General features: G+C 67.9%; 15 protein-coding genes. 11 read left to right on the top strand and 4 right to left on the bottom strand.

The features are described 5' to 3' along the window. Window positions 1–126 precede the first annotated feature (126 nt). From AOZ53_RS08740 to AOZ53_RS08775, 8 genes are all read left to right on the top strand, one after another. Entirely contained in the window at window positions 127–1,686 is a 1,560-nt protein-coding gene (locus AOZ53_RS08740) for an ABC transporter substrate-binding protein (RefSeq protein ID WP_054433048.1), read from the top strand. Between the two features lie 84 nt (window positions 1,687–1,770). Then, window positions 1,771–2,712, top strand: a complete 942-nt coding sequence (locus AOZ53_RS08745; protein WP_054433046.1) for an ABC transporter permease — start codon at window positions 1,771–1,773, stop codon at window positions 2,710–2,712. 120 nt (window positions 2,713–2,832) lie between these two features. After that, the gene (locus AOZ53_RS08750; RefSeq protein WP_054433045.1) at window positions 2,833–3,702 is read left to right on the top strand and encodes an ABC transporter permease; all 870 of its coding nucleotides are present in this window, start codon (window positions 2,833–2,835) and stop codon (window positions 3,700–3,702) included. Between the two features lie 2 nt (window positions 3,703–3,704). After that, the gene (locus AOZ53_RS08755; protein ID WP_054433042.1) at window positions 3,705–4,712 is read left to right on the top strand and encodes an ABC transporter ATP-binding protein; all 1,008 of its coding nucleotides are present in this window, start codon (window positions 3,705–3,707) and stop codon (window positions 4,710–4,712) included. Further along, window positions 4,709–5,710, top strand: a complete 1,002-nt coding sequence (locus AOZ53_RS08760) for an ABC transporter ATP-binding protein (protein ID WP_054487603.1) — start codon at window positions 4,709–4,711, stop codon at window positions 5,708–5,710. The genes AOZ53_RS08755 and AOZ53_RS08760 overlap by 4 nt, the downstream gene beginning before the upstream one ends. A gap of 31 nt (window positions 5,711–5,741) precedes the next feature. Beyond that, window positions 5,742–6,614: a MurR/RpiR family transcriptional regulator gene (locus tag AOZ53_RS08765; protein WP_054487604.1), complete on the top strand. Its 873-nt coding sequence runs from the start codon at window positions 5,742–5,744 to the stop codon at window positions 6,612–6,614. A gap of 14 nt (window positions 6,615–6,628) precedes the next feature. After that, window positions 6,629–8,110, top strand: a complete 1,482-nt coding sequence (locus AOZ53_RS08770) for an N-acyl-D-amino-acid deacylase family protein (RefSeq protein WP_054433035.1) — start codon at window positions 6,629–6,631, stop codon at window positions 8,108–8,110. A gap of 1 nt (window position 8,111) precedes the next feature. After that, a complete protein-coding gene (locus AOZ53_RS08775) occupies window positions 8,112–8,528 on the top strand; it encodes a RidA family protein (protein WP_054487607.1) in 417 nt (138 codons plus the stop codon). A gap of 314 nt (window positions 8,529–8,842) precedes the next feature. Here the strand turns inward: AOZ53_RS08775 and lolA are convergent, their stop codons facing one another. Together lolA and AOZ53_RS08785 are read right to left on the bottom strand one after the other, a co-directional pair. Beyond that, window positions 8,843–9,478, bottom strand: coding sequence for an outer membrane lipoprotein chaperone LolA (lolA, locus tag AOZ53_RS08780; protein WP_054487609.1), 636 nt, complete (start codon window positions 9,476–9,478; stop codon window positions 8,843–8,845). Continuing rightward, the gene (locus AOZ53_RS08785; protein WP_156333328.1) at window positions 9,478–11,856 is read right to left on the bottom strand and encodes a DNA translocase FtsK; all 2,379 of its coding nucleotides are present in this window, start codon (window positions 11,854–11,856) and stop codon (window positions 9,478–9,480) included. Before AOZ53_RS08785 ends, lolA begins: the two co-directional genes overlap by 1 nt. A gap of 42 nt (window positions 11,857–11,898) precedes the next feature. Here AOZ53_RS08785 and trxB point away from each other — a divergent pair, with 42 nt between their 5' ends. From trxB to AOZ53_RS08800, 3 genes are read left to right on the top strand one after another with little or no spacing between them, the layout of a single operon-like run. Then, window positions 11,899–12,858: a thioredoxin-disulfide reductase gene (trxB, locus tag AOZ53_RS08790; RefSeq protein WP_054433026.1), complete on the top strand. Its 960-nt coding sequence runs from the start codon at window positions 11,899–11,901 to the stop codon at window positions 12,856–12,858. Then, window positions 12,845–13,531 carry a Smr/MutS family protein gene (locus AOZ53_RS08795; protein ID WP_054487613.1) on the top strand — a complete coding sequence of 229 codons (687 nt, stop codon included), beginning with the start codon at window positions 12,845–12,847 and terminating at the stop codon, window positions 13,529–13,531. The genes trxB and AOZ53_RS08795 overlap by 14 nt, the downstream gene beginning before the upstream one ends. Continuing rightward, a complete protein-coding gene (locus AOZ53_RS08800; protein WP_054433023.1) occupies window positions 13,528–13,857 on the top strand; it encodes a DMT family transporter in 330 nt (109 codons plus the stop codon). The genes AOZ53_RS08795 and AOZ53_RS08800 overlap by 4 nt, the downstream gene beginning before the upstream one ends. Before the next feature lie 72 nt (window positions 13,858–13,929). Here AOZ53_RS08800 and AOZ53_RS08805 read toward each other — a convergent pair whose 3' ends face one another. Beyond that, window positions 13,930–16,023 carry a sodium:solute symporter family protein gene (locus AOZ53_RS08805; RefSeq protein ID WP_054433021.1) on the bottom strand — a complete coding sequence of 698 codons (2,094 nt, stop codon included), beginning with the start codon at window positions 16,021–16,023 and terminating at the stop codon, window positions 13,930–13,932. Then, the gene (locus AOZ53_RS08810; protein WP_054433018.1) at window positions 16,023–16,298 is read right to left on the bottom strand and encodes a DUF4212 domain-containing protein; all 276 of its coding nucleotides are present in this window, start codon (window positions 16,296–16,298) and stop codon (window positions 16,023–16,025) included. Before AOZ53_RS08810 ends, AOZ53_RS08805 begins: the two co-directional genes overlap by 1 nt. Window positions 16,299–16,593 lie beyond the last annotated feature (295 nt).

Raw genomic sequence — 16,593 nt, forward strand, 5'->3', positions numbered from 1 at the left:
CCCGCGCGCGGCTCCCTTGCGATACGAACAAGCCCCACGTCCCGGGGGGGCAAGACAGCACTCGGGCACCCGGCGCCTTTTCCGAATTACGCGACAACCTGTTTTTGACCCTCTGGAGAGAGAATCATGAACTTCCGTACCTCCCGGCGAGGCGGTGGGCTGAAGAGCCTGCTCGCGGCCGGCGCAATTGGCTTGACCGCATTGTCGACCCCCGCCCTCTGTGCCACGCCGGTCAAGGGAGGCACGATTTCCGTCGCCACCATCGGCGAGCCGCCGACGCTCGACCCGATGAGCAGCACCGCCGACCTGGTGGGCATCCTGACCCAGCACTTCTTCGAAACGCTGTACACCTTCGACGCCAAGTGGAACCTGACGCCGCTGCTGGCCGACAAGATGCCGGACGTGACGCCGGACGGCTTGGTCTACACCATCGCGCTGCGCCAGGGCATCACCTTCCATGACGGCTCCAAGATGGATTCGTCGGACGTGCTGGCCTCGCTCAAGCGCTGGACCGAGACCGCCACGCGCGGCAAGATGGCCGCCAAGGTCATTGCCAACATCGAGGCCCCCGACGCCAACACCATCCGCATCACGCTCAAGCAGCCCTACGCGCCGCTGACCGCGCTGCTGGCCATGAACAACGCCGCCGCCGTGATCATGCCCAAGGGCAAGATTGCCCCGGTGCTGACCGAGATCGTCGGCACCGGCCCCTACCAGCTCAAGGCGCGCGTGCCGGACCAGTACATCCAGCTGACCCGTTTCGAGGGCTACAAGCAGCGCGAAGGCGAGCCCGACGGCTACGGCGGCGCGCGCAAGCAATACCTGGACGAGATCCGCTTCGTGCCGGTCGGCAACGCCAACACCCGCTCCGAAGCCGCCGCCGCGGGCCAGTTCGATTACGTCGACTCGCTGCCGGTGGAAGCGCTGGACAAGCTCAAGGGCGGCCGCTCCGACCCGGTGATGCTCAAGCCCTTCGGCTGGCCGCGCCTGGTGCTCAACACCAAGCAGGGCATCATGTCCAACCTGGCGGTGCGCCAGGCCGTGCAGCTGGCGCTGAACGAAGAGGACATGCTGTACGCCGCCTTCGGCAACAAGGACTTCTACAAGCTCAACGGCGACCTCTATCCGGAAGGCTACCCGTGGGCCACGTCGCTGGGCGGCAAGGTCTACAACAAGGGCGACGCCGCCGCGGCCAAGAAGCTGCTGGACAGCGCCAACGTGGCCGACAAGAAGATCCGCATCCTGACCAGCCAGCAGTACGAGTTCCACTACAAGATGGCGCTGGTGGCCGCGGAATACCTCAAGGCCGCCGGCTTCACGGTGGACATGCAGGTGGTGGACTGGGCCACGCTGACGCAGCGCCGCCAGGATCCGGCCGTGTGGGACATCTTCATCACCCACAGCGTGTTCCTGCCCGAGCCCGCGCTGATCGACTTCCCGTCCAAGGACGCGCCGGGCTGGTGGGACACGCCGCGCCGCGCGCAGGTGATGGATGCCTTCAACCAGGCCCGCACTCAGGAAGAGCGCGTCAAGCGCTGGGCCGACGTGCAGCAGGCCGTGTATGACGAAGTGCCGTTCGTGAAGGTCGGCGACTTCAATGCGCAGGCCGCCCGTTCGCCGTCGCTGCAAGGCGTCAAGCCGGCACCGTGGCCGTTCTTCTGGAACGCCTGGAAGGCGCCGAAGTAAGCCGCGCCGCGGGGCGGGCCGAGCCGGCCTGCCCCGCCGCCATCCCAGCGCCCGCGTCGGCGCGCCGATCTTTAGGATGCCACTGTGTTGCGTTATCTCTTGAACCGGCTGGTCGGGCTGGTGGCCGTGATGTTCATCGTCGCGACCATCGTGTTCGTCATCATCCGCGTCACGCCCGGCAACCCCGCCGCCGTGATGCTCGGCCCCCAGGCCAGCCAGGCCGACATCGCCGCGCTGGAACACCAGCTGGGGCTGGATCGCCCCCTGCCCGTGCAATACGTGTCGTGGCTGGGCAAGCTGGCGCAGGGCGACCTGGGCCAATCCATCTTCATGAACAAGCCGGTGCTGGCGGCGCTGGCCGACCGCGCCGAGCCGACCCTGCTGCTGACGCTGATGTCGCTGTTCATCGCCACGCTGATCGCGTTGCCGGTGGGCATCCTGTCGGCGGTCAAGCGCGGCACCACGCTGGACCAGTCGGTGCTGTCGTTCTCGATGTTCACCTCCAGCGTGCCGAGCTTCTGGCTGGGCCTGCTGCTGATGCAGCTGTTCTCCGTCAAGCTGGGCTGGCTGCCGGTGTCGGGTTATGGCGGCCCGGACGCCTCGTTCGCCACGCGCGTGTCGCACCTGATCCTGCCGGCGGTGGTGCTGGGGCTGGTGAACTCGGCGCTGATCACCCGCTTCATCCGCGCCAGCATGCTGGACGTGCTGCGCGACGACTATGTGCGCACCGCGCGCGCCAAGGGCCTGACCGAGACCCGCGTGATCCTGAAGCACGCCGTGCGCAACGCGCTGATCCCGATCCTGACGGTGCTGGGCCTGACCACCGCCCTGCTGATCAGCGGCGCCGTCGTCACCGAGACCGTGTTCGGCCTGCCGGGCGTGGGCAGCCTGGTGGTGTCGGCCGTGCTGCGGCGCGACTATCCCGTCATCCAGGGCGCCCTGCTGATCATCGCGGCCATCTACGTGCTCATCAACCTGTTCATCGATCTGCTGTACCTGCTGGTCGATCCGCGCGTCCGTTACTGATGATGAACCCACCCCCGACGCGCCTTCGGCGCCTCCCCCTCAAGGAGGCGCCACGGGCGGCCCGGCAAAGCCGGCTCCGCGGTGGCCCCGCTTGGAAGTGTTGCGAACGAAACGACCGAAATGACTAATCCAACTACCGTTAACGCCGGCGCGGACCGCTGGCAGGTGTTGCGCCTGCTGGTGTCCCGCAAGACCGTGCTGATCAGCCTGATCGTGCTGATCGTGCTGGTGGCCGCGGCGCTGCTGGCGCCCTGGGTCAGCCCCTACGACCCGTTCAAGCTGTCCATCATGAACCGCCTCAAGGCGCCCGGCGCCGTACACTGGTTCGGCACCGACGACTTCGGCCGCGACGTGTTCAGCCGCGTCATCTATGGCGGCCGGCTGTCGCTGCTGGTGGGCTTCTCGGTGGTGATCGTGTCCAGCGTGCTGGGCATCGCGCTGGGGCTGATCGCCGGCTTCTTCCGCTCGGCCGACAAGTTCGTGTCGCGCCTGATCGACGCCATGATGGCCTTCCCCGACATCCTGCTGGCGATCTCGCTGGTGGCCGCGCTGGGGCCGTCGCTGGTGAACGTGGTGATCGCGCTGGGCATCGTCTACACGCCGCGCCTGGCCCGCATCGTGCGCGCCTCGACCCTGGTGATCCGCGAGCTGCCGTTCGTCGAGGCCGCCCGCGCGCTGGGCGTGTCGACCTGGCGCATCGTCACCGTGCACGTGCTGCGCAACCTGCTGTCGCCGATCCTGGTGCAAGGCACCTTCATCTTCGCCTACGCGATCCTGGCCGAAGCCGGCCTGTCGTTCCTCGGCGTGGGCGTCTCGCCCGACATCCCCACCTGGGGCACCATGATCAACGCCGGCCAGCAATACATGGGCTCGGCCGATTGGATCATGATCTTCCCCGGCATCGCCATCGTCCTGTCGGTGCTGTCGCTGCAACTGGTCGGCGACGGCCTGCGCGACGTGCTCGATCCGCGCCTGCGCAAGGAGCTGTAATCATGACCGCAAGCACCCGAGACATCGTGCTGTCGGTGGAAGGCCTGAAGACCTGGTTCCACAGCCGCGACGGCGTCGCCAAATCGGTCGACGGCGTCACCTTCGACCTGGCCCGCGGCGAAACGCTGGCCATCGTCGGCGAATCCGGCTCCGGCAAGTCCGTCACCAGCCTGTCCATCATGGGCCTGCTGCCCAAGCCGGCCGGCCGCATCGAAGCGGGCAAGATCCGCTTCCGCGACCGCCGCGGCCAGGAACACGACCTGGCCCACGCCTCGCCGGCCACGCTGCGCCGCATCCGCGGCGCCGAGATCGCCATGATCTTCCAGGAGCCGATGACCAGCCTGAACCCGCTGTACACGGTGGGCGACCAGATCGCCGAGGCCGTGCTGCAGCACGAAGGCGGCTCGCACGCGGCGGCCATGAAGCGCGCCCGCGACATGCTCGACCGCGTCGAGATCCCCGCGGCCGACCGGCGCGTCAACGAGTATCCGCACCAGATGTCCGGCGGCATGCGCCAGCGCGTCATGATCGCCCTGGCGCTGGCCTGCAACCCGGCGGTGCTGATCGCCGACGAACCCACCACCGCGCTGGACGTGACGGTGCAGGCCCAGATCCTGGATCTGCTGCGCCGGCTGCAGGCCGAGATGAACATGAGCATCCTGTTCATCACCCACAACCTGGGCGTGGTGGCCGAGATCGCGCATCGCGTGGCGGTGATGTACGCCGGCCGCGTGGTCGAGGACGCCGGCGTCTACGACCTGTTCGAAAAGCCCACCCATCCTTACACCCGCGGCCTGCTGTCCTGTCTGCCGACCGCGGCGCTGCTGGCCTCGGGCGAGCGCCTGCGCGCCATCCCGGGCAACGTGCCGAGCGTGCTGTCGCTGCCGGCCGGCTGCACCTTCGCGCCGCGCTGCGCGCAGGCCGACGACAGCTGCCGCCGCGACGTGCCCGAACTGGTGGCGGTGCAAGATCAGCACCGCGCCCGCTGCATCAAGGTGACTCCGCTATGACCGCAAGCCCCCAACCCGCGCGCGCCGCCGAGCCGCTGGTGCGCATCGAGGACCTGAAGGTCCACTTCCCCACCTCGCAGGCGCGCAACGCGCCGGTGGTGCGGGCGGTGGACGGGGTCAGTTTCGACGTGCCGCGCAACACCATCGTCGGCCTGGTGGGCGAGTCCGGTTCCGGCAAGACCACCACCGGCCGCGCCCTGCTGCGCCTGTTCGCGCCCACCGCCGGCCGCCTGCTGTTCGACGGCCAGGACCTCACCAAACTGTCCGAGAAAGAGATGCTGCCGTGGCGCCGCCGCATGCAGATCGTGTTCCAGGACCCCTACGCCAGCCTCAACCCGCGCATGACGGTGGCCGAGATCCTGGGCGAGGCGCTCGACACCCATCGACTCGCGCAGCACCGCCGCGAGACCCGTATCGGCGAACTGCTGGAACGCGTCGGCCTGAACGCCGATCACAGCCGCCGTTATCCGCACGAGTTCTCGGGCGGCCAGCGCCAGCGCATCGGCATCGCCCGCGCCCTGGCGGTCGAGCCCGACTTCATCGTGGCCGACGAACCGGTCTCGGCGCTGGACGTGTCGGTGCAGGCGCAGGTGCTGAACCTGCTGCAGGACTTGCAGCGCGACCTGGGCCTGACCATGCTGTTCGTGGCGCACGACCTGGCCGTGGTCGACTACCTGTGCGACGAGGTGGTGGTGATGTACCTGGGCCGCGTCATGGAACGCGGCCCGACCAGCGAGGTCTACGCGCGGCCGCGCCATCCCTATACCCGCGCGCTGCTGTCGGCCGCGCCGGTGCCGGATCCGCGCGCGCCGCGTTCGCGTATCCTGCTCAAGGGCGACATCCCCAGCCCGGTCAACCCGCCGTCGGGTTGCGTCTTCCGCACCCGCTGCCCGCACGCCATCGATGCCTGCGCCACGACCGAGGCGCGCGACGTCAACGTCGGCCCGGGCCATTTCGCGGCCTGTTCGCGCCTCGGCGATCCCGAACTGGCCGCGTAGCGCCCCGCCCGCATCGATCCAGGAACACCACATGAACATCATCCGCGACATCGTCTTCCAGATACGCAGCCGCCGGGACGACCTGAGCGTGACCGAGCGCAAGGTCGCCGACGCCATCCTGGACAACATCATCTGGAGCGCCAGCGCCACCGTGGACCAGCTGGCGGCCAAGGCCGGCGTCAGCATCGCCACCATCTCGCGCTTTGCCCGCACCGTGGGCTGCGACGACACCCGCGACCTGAAGATGAAGCTGGCGCAGGCCAGCACCGTGGGCAGCCGCTTCCTGGACCAGGGCACGCCGGCCGAGGAAAGCACGTTCTACGCGCGCATCTACGCCGACATCGAAAGCACGCTGCGCGCCCACCTGCCAACCTTCACCGAGCCGCTGTTCGAGGCCGCCGCCGCCATCGTCGACGGCGCCCGCATGGTCTACGTGTTCGGCATGGGCGGCGCCTCGGCCGTGCTGGCGCAGGAAGTGCAATCGCGCCTGGTGCGCCTGGGCTATCCGATCGCGGTCTACAGCGACGCCGTGCTGCTGCGCATGGTGGCCGCCACCCTCGACGAGCGCGACGCCGTGGTGATCCTGTCGGCCTCGGGCCTGACGCCCGAAATCGTCGGCGCGGCGCGCATCGTCAAGCAGTACCGCGCCCGCATCGTCGCCGTCACCGACGCCACGTCGGAACTGGCCAGGCTGGCCGACGTGGTGCTGCCGATCCGCACCGACGAAACCGACTTCATCTACAAGCCCTCGGCCTCGCGCTACGCCATGATGCTGGCGATCGACCTGCTGTCGACCGAGCTGGCGATGCTGAACCAAGAAGAGAACCGCGAACGCCTGCGCCGCATCAAGCTGGCGCTGGACGAACACCGCGGCGGCCCCAACCGGCTGCCGCTGGGCGACTGAACCTGGAAATCAAGATGTACGACACCCTCATCGGCAATGTCCGCGTGCTCGACGGCTCGGGCGGCGCCGAATACACCGCCGACGTCGCGCTCTCCGGCGGCCGCATCGCGGCCATCGGCGACCTGTCCGGCCAGCCGGCGGGGCAGATCATCAACGGCGCCGGCCTGGCGCTCGCGCCCGGCTTCATCGACGTCCACACCCACGACGACACCAACGTCATCCGCACCCCCGGCATGCTGCCCAAGCTGTCGCAGGGCGTGACCACGGTGGTGGTGGGCAACTGCGGCATCAGCGCCTCGCCGGTCTCGCTGCGCGGCGAGCCGCCCGACCCGATGAACCTGCTGGGCCAGCGCGACGACTTCGCCTACCCGACCTTCGCCGACTACACCCGCGCCATCGAGGCCGCGCATCCCGCCGTGAACGTGGCCGCGCTGGTCGGCCACACCGCCCTGCGCAACAACCACATGGACCGTCTCGACCGCAGCGCCACGCGCGACGAGGTGCTGGCCATGCGCGAGCAACTGCGCGAAGCCCTGGCCCACGGCGCCATCGGCCTGAGCACCGGCCTGGCCTACGGCTCGGCGATCGAGGCCGACACCGCCGAGGTCAAGCTGCTGGCCGAAGTCCTGGACGAATTCGGCGCGCTCTACACCACCCACCTGCGCTCGGAATTCGCCGCCATCCTGGAAGCCATGCAGGAAGCCTTCGACATCGCCCTGCACGCCCGCGTGCCGGTGGTGGTGTCGCACCTGAAATGCGCCGGCGCCGGCAACTGGGGCCGCACCAAGGAAGTGCTGTTCAAGCTGGAGAACGCCGGCCGCATGCAGCACGTGGGCTGCGACTGCTATCCGTACTCGGCCAGCTCGTCCACGCTCGACCTCAAGCAGGTCACCGACGAATTCGACATCGACATCACCTGGTCGGTGCCGCACCCCGAACAGGCCCGCCGCAAACTGTCCGCCATCGCCGCCGACTGGGGCGTGACGCTGCTGGAAGCGGCGAAGCGCCTGCAACCGGCCGGCGCCGTGTACCACAACATGCACGAGGACGACGTGCGCCGCGTGCTGTCGAACCGGCTCACCATGGTCGGCTCCGACGGCCTGCCCAACGATCCCATGCCGCACCCGCGCCTGTGGGGCGCCTTCCCGCGCGTGCTCGGCCACTACAGCCGCGACGTCGGCCTGTTCCCGCTGCCCGAGGCCGTCCACAAGATGACCGGCCTGTCCGCCGCCCGCTTCGGCCTGGCCGAACGCGGCCTGGTGCGCACGGGCTTCCACGCCGACCTGGTGCTGTTCGACCCCGCCACCGTCATCGACCGCGCCACCTTCGCCGCCCCCGTCCAGACCGCCGCCGGCATCGAGGCCGTCTGGGTCAACGGCGTCCTGTCCTACCGCCACGGCCAACCCACCGGCGACCGCGCCGGCCGCTGGCTGCCCCGCAACGGCGACCTGCGCGCCAGCTTCGCCGCCTCCACCCCCGCCCTCCAGGAGCCCTGACATGAGCAGCACCACCCCCACCGCCGACAACAACGGCATCACCCGCTACGGCGTCGCCGGCGGCACCGGCCAAGGCGGCTCCCACATGCCCTTCGCCCGCGCCGTCGCCGCCGACGGCTGGCTCTACGTCTCGGGCCAGGTCCCGATGGAAAACGGCGAAGTCATCGAAGGCGGCACCGTCGCCCAGTCCCACAAGGCCATCCAGCAGGTCCTCGCGATCCTCAAGGAAGCCGGCTACGGCCCCGAACACGTCGTCCGCTGCGGCGTCTGGCTCGACGACGCCCGCGACTTCCCCTCGTTCAACAAGGTCTTCAAGGAATACTTCGGCAACAATCCCCCCGCCCGCGCCTGCGTGCAGTCGCCGCTGATGGTGGATGCGAAAGTAGAAATTGATTGTGTAGCGTACAAACGCCCGTAATCTGCCCCGACGCAAGACACCACGTATGAAAAAAACGGCCGCCCGCGCGGCCGTTTTTTGCGGGCAACGCAAACCTCTCCCATGCCCCCGAGGTCCAGCAGCGCCGCATTTCTCGAAACCGTTAGCCCGGCGCGGGGCGCGCAGGCGGTGAGCGCGCCGTCGATGCGCCCGAGGGAATCTGAAGGCAGTCGCCGCAGGCGACAACGAAGATGACAAAGGAAAAGTCCGGAGCGAACGCTCCGGACCGCAATCGTTGGCGCGCTCACCGCCTGCGCGCCCCGTGCCGGGCGGCCTACGCAGCAAGCACCGCCCAACTACATCTTGACGACATCCACACCCTTGGGCGCCACAAACCGAAACTCCCCCTCCCCAAGCTTGGGATTGGGAACGATCGCAGAAAGATCCACCCGCGTCGTCTGCCCGAACGAATCCAGCAGCTCCACCCGCACCGGCAGATTGTCCTTCATGCCGATATCCACCCGGGAGAACCCCGCATCCGCCGTGCGCGGCTTCGCCCGCAGCCAATCGATGCCATCCTTGGACGGCAACGCCGACACATCGAACGATTGCTCCAGCGACCCCGACCCGAACAGGATCGCCGCCGGCGACGTCCCGATGGCGGCATCCACCTTGCGCTCGGTCACCTGCGCCAGGTCCGGATCGAACTGGAACACCTGCTTGCCGTCCGAGATCACCAGCTGCTCGTAGGGCTTCTGCACCGCCCACTTGAACTTGCCCGGCCGCTGGAACGAGAACACGCCCGTCTGCGCCGGCTGCGTGCGCCCCTGCGTATTGACGGTGTATTGGGAAAACGCGCCCGTCGCCGCCGTCACCGACCCCACGAACGCGCGCAACTGTTCCTGCGCGCTGGCGGCCATCGCCGCGGCCGGCGTCAACACCGGGACCAGGCAGAAGGCCAGGCCGGCGGCCAGGCCACGAAACGTCTTCATCATGCTTCCTCTCGAGCGGCGGCGGGCACCAGGATCTCCCGGTTGCCATTGGACTGCATCGCCGACACGATACCCGATTGCTCCATCTGTTCCAGTAACCGCGCCGCACGGTTGTAACCAATGCGCAGGTGGCGCTGCACCAGCGAGATCGAGGCGCGGCGATGCTTGAGCACCACCTCGCAGGCCTGGTCGTACATCGGGTCCGACTCGGCGTCGCCGCCGATGCCGGTGACGCTGCTGGCGCCTTCGCCGCCGTCGCCGTCCAGCCCGCCTTCCAGCAGGCCCTCGACATAGTTCGGCTCGCCCTGCGCCTTCAGGCTTTCCACCACGCGGTGCACTTCGTCATCGCTGACGAAGGCGCCGTGCACGCGCACCGGCAGGCCGGTGCCCGGCGGCATGTAGAGCATGTCGCCCTGGCCCAGCAGGGTCTCCGCGCCCATCTGGTCGAGAATGGTGCGCGAGTCGATCTTGGACGACACCTGGAACGCGATGCGGGTCGGGATGTTGGCCTTGATCAGGCCGGTGATGACGTCGACGCTGGGACGCTGCGTCGCCAGGATCAGGTGGATGCCGGCCGCGCGCGCCTTCTGCGCCAGGCGGGCGATCAGTTCTTCGATCTTCTTGCCCACCACCATCATCAGGTCGGCCAGCTCGTCGATGACCACCACGATGGTGGGCAGCGGCGACAGCGGCTCGGGCTGGTCGGGCGTCAGCGAGAACGGATTCGGGATCGGTTCCTCGCGCTTGATGGCGTCGCGGATCTTGGTGTTGTAGCCGGCCAGGTTGCGCACGCCCATCTTGCTCATCAGGCGGTAGCGCTTCTCCATTTCGCCCACGCACCAGTTCAGCGCATTGGCGGCATGGCGCATGTCCGTGACCACCGGCGCCAGCAGGTGCGGAATGCCTTCGTAGACGCTCATTTCGAGCATCTTCGGATCGATCAGGATCAGGCGGGTGTGCGAGGCGTCGGCCTTGTACAGCAGCGACAGGATCATGGCGTTGATCCCGACCGACTTGCCCGATCCGGTGGTGCCCGCCACCAGCAGGTGCGGCATCTTGGCCAGGTCGGCCACCACCGGGTTGCCGGCGATGTCCTTGCCCAGCGCCATGGTCACCACCGAATGGCTGGCGTGATAGGTCTGCGACCCCAGGATCTCGGACAGTTTGACCACCTGGCGGCGCGGGTTGGGCAGTTCCAGGCCCATCAGGTTCTTGCCCGGAATGGTTTCCACCACCCGGATGCTGACCAGGCTGAGCGCGCGCGCCAAGTCCTTGGCCAGGTTGACGATCTGGCTGCCCTTGACGCCGGTGGCCGGCTCGATTTCGTAACGCGTGATGACCGGGCCGGCCTGCGCCGCCACCACGGTGACGGACACGCCGAAGTCGGCCAGTTTCTTTTCGATCAGGCGCGAGGTGAATTCGATGGTCTCGGCCGACACGGTTTCCTGGTTGGCCAGGGGCGGATCCAGCAGGCTGATGGCCGGCAGGTCGCCCTCGCCGCCCGGCGGCGGGGCGAAGAACAGCGATTGCTGCTTTTCCTTTTCGACGCGTTCGGACTTGGGCACCACGGTGATCGCCGGCTCGATGCGCACCGGTTGTTCGTGCACCAGCTTTTCCTGCTTGGCCACCACCTGCTCGGTGCGCACGGCCTTGGCCACCTCGCCGACCTTGCGGTCTTCGCGCGCGGCGTAGGAATTGCGCACCCGGCGCACCAGGCCTTCGAGCCAGGAGCCGACGCGCTCGGCCACCGTCAGCCACGAGAACGAGAAGAACAGGCTCAGGCCGATCGCCAGCATCACCAGGAAGGCCAGCGTGCTGCCGGTGAAACCGATGCTGCGGCCCATCAGGTCGGCCAGGGTGTGGCCGATGACGCCGCCGGCGCCGCTGGCGCTTTCCGAGGCGCCCGGCAGGTGGGTGCCGCGGCTGGCCAGGCGCAGGGCTTCCATGCCCAGCGAGCCGATCAGCAGCAGGAAGAAGCCGATGCCCTCTTCCCAGTGGACGCGCGGCAACACTTCCGGCTGCTTACCATTGGTAACGCGAAGATGGCTGGCGAGGCGGCGGTAACCCGCCCGCACCCGGTGCAGCAGCAGGATGACCCACCACCAGGCGGAGAAACCGAACAGGTACAGCAGGATGTCCGCCAGGTAGGCGCCGAGGGTTCCGCCCCTGTTATGGATGGTCCCGGCGGGGACGGAATGGGACCAGCCCGGGTCGGCGGCGCTCCAGGTGGCCAGCACCAGCGTGAGCCAGGCGGCCAGGGCGGCGAAGAGGATCCAGCGGGCTTCGCGCAGCAACGCGGAGATACGCGTCTGCAGCGGCGAAGGCCCGTTGCGGGTGTTGCGCGAAGCGCGCGGAGAAGCAGTCGAGATACGCGGCATGCGGCTCATTATAATTGGGCGTTAACCTAAAGATACCCGCCCATGTCCACGCCTACGCACGCTAAAGTTTTGATACTCGGATCCGGCCCCGCCGGTTACACGGCGGCCGTCTATGCGGCACGCGCCAATCTGAGCCCCGTCCTTGTTACAGGTTTGGCCCAAGGCGGCCAGCTGATGACCACCACGGACGTCGACAACTGGCCGGCCGACGCCGATGGCGTGCAGGGTCCGGACCTGATGCAGCGCTTCCAGAAGCACGCCGAGCGCTTCAACACCGAAATGCTGTTCGACCACATCGCCAAGGTCGACCTGTCCAAGCGTCCGTTCACCCTGACCGGCGACACCGGCAAGGTCTACACCTGCGACGCCCTGATCATCGCCACCGGCGCCTCGGCCAAGTACCTGGGCCTGCCGTCCGAAGAGGCCTTCATGGGCCGCGGCGTGTCCGGTTGCGCCACCTGCGACGGCTTCTTCTACCGCAACCAGGACGTGGTCGTGGTCGGCGGCGGCAACACCGCCGTCGAGGAAGCCCTGTACCTGTCCAACATCTGCCGCAAGGTCACCCTGATCCACCGCCGCGACAAGTTCCGCGCCGAGCCGATCCTGGTCGACAAGCTGATGAGCAAGGTCGAGAACGGCAACATGGAACTGAAGGTGTTCCATACGCTGGAAGAAGTGCTGGGCGACGACAGCGGCGTCACCGGCGTGCGCGTGCGCCACGTCGACACCGGCGCCACCGAAGACCTGAAGGTCACCGGCGCCTTCATTGCCATCGGCCACCAGCCCAACACCGAGATCTTCCAGGGCCAGCTCGAAATGAAGGACGGCTACATCGTCACCAAGAGCGGCCTGTCCGGCATGGCCACCATGACCTCGGTCCCGGGCGTGTTCGCCGCCGGCGACGTGCAGGACCACGTCTACCGCCAGGCCATCACCAGCGCCGGCACGGGCTGCATGGCCGCCCTGGACGCACAACGGTGGCTGGAGAATGCGGGGCAATAAGGTCGGCGCGGCCGACCTGAAACGCCTCAAGAAAGACCTGCAGGCCGAGCAAGAGCGCGCCGCCCTCGCCCAGCGGGTGGCGGCGCTGAAGAAAACCGCGCCGGCGCCCGGCGCGGACACCGATCCGGCCGACGACATGGCCGCGTTCCGGCGCACCATGCAGTCGGTCAAGCCGATCAAGCAGGCCGCGCGCGTCGAGCACAAGCCGGCGCCGCAGCCGGCCCCGGCGCTGCGCCGCGCCAACGCGCTGGGCGAAACGTCCACGCGCGCGGATGTGGGCGTCTCGGACGGCGGCGAAATCACGCACCTGCTGTCCGAAGGCGGCACGGCCTTCGTGCGCAGCGACGCCGCGCCCGACACCGCGCGCAACCTGCGCCGCGGCCAGTGGCGCGCCGGCGCCGAACTCGACCTGCACGGCCTGCGCGTAGAGCAGGCGCGCCACGCCATGCTGTCGTTCCTGGACGAGTGCCAGGAACACGGCATCCGCTGCGTGCGCATCGTGCACGGCAAGGGCTACGGCTCGGAAGGACTGGAGCCGGTGCTCAAGGACAAGGCCCGCACCTGGCTGGTGCAGAAGACTGAAGTCCTGGCGTTTTCCGAGGCGCCCGAGCGCGAAGGCGGCGCCGGCGCCCTGCTGGTGCTGCTGCGCCAAGCCGAGGGATCGCGCAAATGAAGTGGCTCTACCTGGGCATCGCCATCATTGCCGAGATCTTCGCCACCAGCGCCCTGAAAAGCTCCGACGGCTTTTCGCGCCTGCTGCCGTCGGTGGTGACGGTGTTTGGCTACATGATCTCGTTCTACTTCCTGTCGCTGACGCTGCGCGAGGTGCCGGTCGGCATCGCCTACGCCATCTGGTCGGGCGTGGGCATCGTGCTGATCTCCATCGTCGGCGCGCTGTTCTTCAAGCAGCACCTGGACACCCCCGCGCTGATCGGCATCGGCCTGATCATCGCCGGCGTGGTGGTCATGAACGTCTTCTCGAAGTCCGTGTCGCACTGAGCCGTCCCGGGCGCAAGCCCGGGTCCGGCCGCCGCCGGCGCGTGTCCGGGCCGCCCGGCGCCCCCGCCACGCTCAGGCCGTGCCGTTTTCCGCGGGCGGCTTCGGCGCGCCCGGATGGCGCAGGTAGTCCACCAGCGCCAGCGTGGCGCGGTCGGGCGGCGGCGTCAGCAGCGACACCACGATGATCGTCAGGAACGCCACCGGCGCGCCGAACACCCCGGCCGCGATCGGCTGGATGCCCCACCACAGGTCCACCGGCTGGGTCCGCGAGATCCCCAGCACCCATTCCCGCAGCCACGGATGCGTGTGTGTCATGTAGGCAAACGTCACCAGCAGGCCCGCAGCCATGCCTAGCGTGGCGCCCCACTTGTTGGCGCGGCGCCAGAACACGCCCATCACCAGCGCCGGGAAGAACGACGAGGCCGCGAACGAGAACGCCGCCGACACCATGAAAAGGATGTCGGCCGGCTTGCGCGCCGCCACCCAGGCCGCGCCGAACGCCACCACCAGCAGCAGGATCTTGGACACCATCACCCGCCGCGCCGCCGACATGCGCGGCGACACCATCCGGTACCACATGTCGTGCGACAGCGAATTGGACAGGGTCAACAGCAGGCCATCGGCGGTGGACAGCGCCGCCGCCAGGCCGCCCGCCGCCACCAGCCCGGAGATCACATAGGGCAAGCCGCCGATCTCGGGCATGGCCAGCACCACCACGTCCGCGCCGATGCTGATCTCGCTGAGCTGCACCACGCCATCGCGGTTGATGTCGGTGACGTCCAGCAGATTGCTGTCGACCGCGCTCCAGGCATGCACCCAGTTCGGCAGGCTGAGGAAATTCGACCCCACCACCTGCGTGTAGACCTCGTACTTCACCAGCAGCGCCAGCGCCGGCGCCATGAAATACAGCAGCAGGATGAACAGCAGCGACCAGCACACCGAGCGGCGCGCCTCGATCACCGACGAGGTGGTGTATGAGCGCATCAGGATGTGCGGCATGCCCGCGGTACCCAGCATCAGGCACAGCACCAGCGCCAGGAAATTGATGCGCATGTTGCGCCGTTCCTCCGGATCTTCGGATGGGAAGGGCTCGGCATGCGGGGTCAGCGGCGCGGCGCGCGCCTCGAAGGTGGCCTTGGCCTGAGACCAGGCGATCCTGGCCTCCTCCACATTGGGCGGAAAGGCCGCCAGTTCGCGTTCGACCGAACGGATCTCGACCATCGGCGCGTCGCCGGCGTTGAGCTGGGCCAGGCGGCTGCGCAGCTTGTCCTTTTCCAGCGCCCAGGACTCGGGCAGGTCGCGCACCCGCTGCGCCATCTCGTCGGCGCGCTCCTGCCACAGGCGGCGCACCTCGATCTCGGCCGGATCGTTCTGCAGGTAGACCTCTTTTTCGGTCACCTGCTGCAGCACCGCGCCGGCCGACAGCTGCGGCACCGGCATGTCGGTGTGCTTGATCGACAGCCACACCACCGGCACCAGGTAGGCGATGACCAGGATGATGTACTGCCCCACCTGGGTCCAGGTGACGGCGCGCATGCCGCCCAGGAACGAACAGACCAGCATGCCGCCCAGGGCCACGAAGATGCCCAGCTCGAACGAAATGCCGGTCATGCGCGTGGTGATGATGCCCACGCCGTAGATCTGCGCCACCAGGTAGGTGAACGAACAGAGGATGGCGCAGGCCACGCCCGCCAGCCGCGGCAGGTTGCCGCCGTAGCGCGCCCCCATGAAATCGGGAATGGTGTATTGGCCGAAGCGGCGCAGGTACGGCGCCAGCAGCATCGCCACCAGCACGTAGCCGCCGGTCCAGCCCATGATGTAGGCCAGTCCGCCGTAGCCCGTCAGGTACAGCGTGCCGGCGACGCCGATGAAGGAAGCCACCGACATCCAGTCCGCGGCGGTGGCCATGCCGTTGTAGAAGGCCGGCACCCGCCGGCCGGCCACGTAGTATTCGACCTGGTCCGAGGTGCGGCAGACGATGCCGATGCCCGCGTACAGGCTGACCGTGACCAACAGGAACACGTAGCCGATCCAGTTGCGCGGCAGGCCCAGGATCTCGGCCAGCGCCATCAGCAGGATCATCAGCGCGAAGCCGGCCGTGTACAGCACGTAGATGCGGCGCAGCCGGATGCTGAATTGCTGCGGGGTATCTCCGCCGAACGGCATCAGGCGTCCCCCTTGGCCTCTTCCGAGCGCTGGTCGGCGCGGTTCATGATCCGCGCATAGATGCCGATGATGATGAGATAGGCCAGCGGCGCGCCGTAGGCCGCCATCCAGAACGAGAACGGCCAGCCGATGAAGTCGAACGACAGGCTGCGGGCGAAATAGGATGGAACGAAGGTCAACGTCGCCCAGACGACCAGCAGCAACACGATCAGCCGCACATTGCGGCGCCAGTAGCGCGTGGGGACGGGTTTGGAGGAAACGCGGGATTCCGGCATAGCTAGCGTGAGCGAAACCTGGGGAATATCGCGAAACGCGGCGCTGGAAAAAACCCTGGCGTGCGGAATACGGGCTTTTTATGCGACAACGGCCGGCACTGCCTGGTGCCAGCCGTTGTGCGTTTTGCTTTTCTTGAGTACTGCTACTTTTTTATGTACCGGTGCCGCCGGTAATTGCCCATGCAGGGCTTTGTCTCCTCACCTGCATGGGAAGAGATTCTGCACCAGATGCGGGAATGCCACACTAGGGGAATGCCCTAATTCGGCGCATTCATTTACATATTCCATGCACCAC

This window comes from Achromobacter sp. 2789STDY5608621 (assembly GCF_001299375.1).
Classification (GTDB): domain Bacteria; phylum Pseudomonadota; class Gammaproteobacteria; order Burkholderiales; family Burkholderiaceae_B; genus Achromobacter; species Achromobacter insuavis.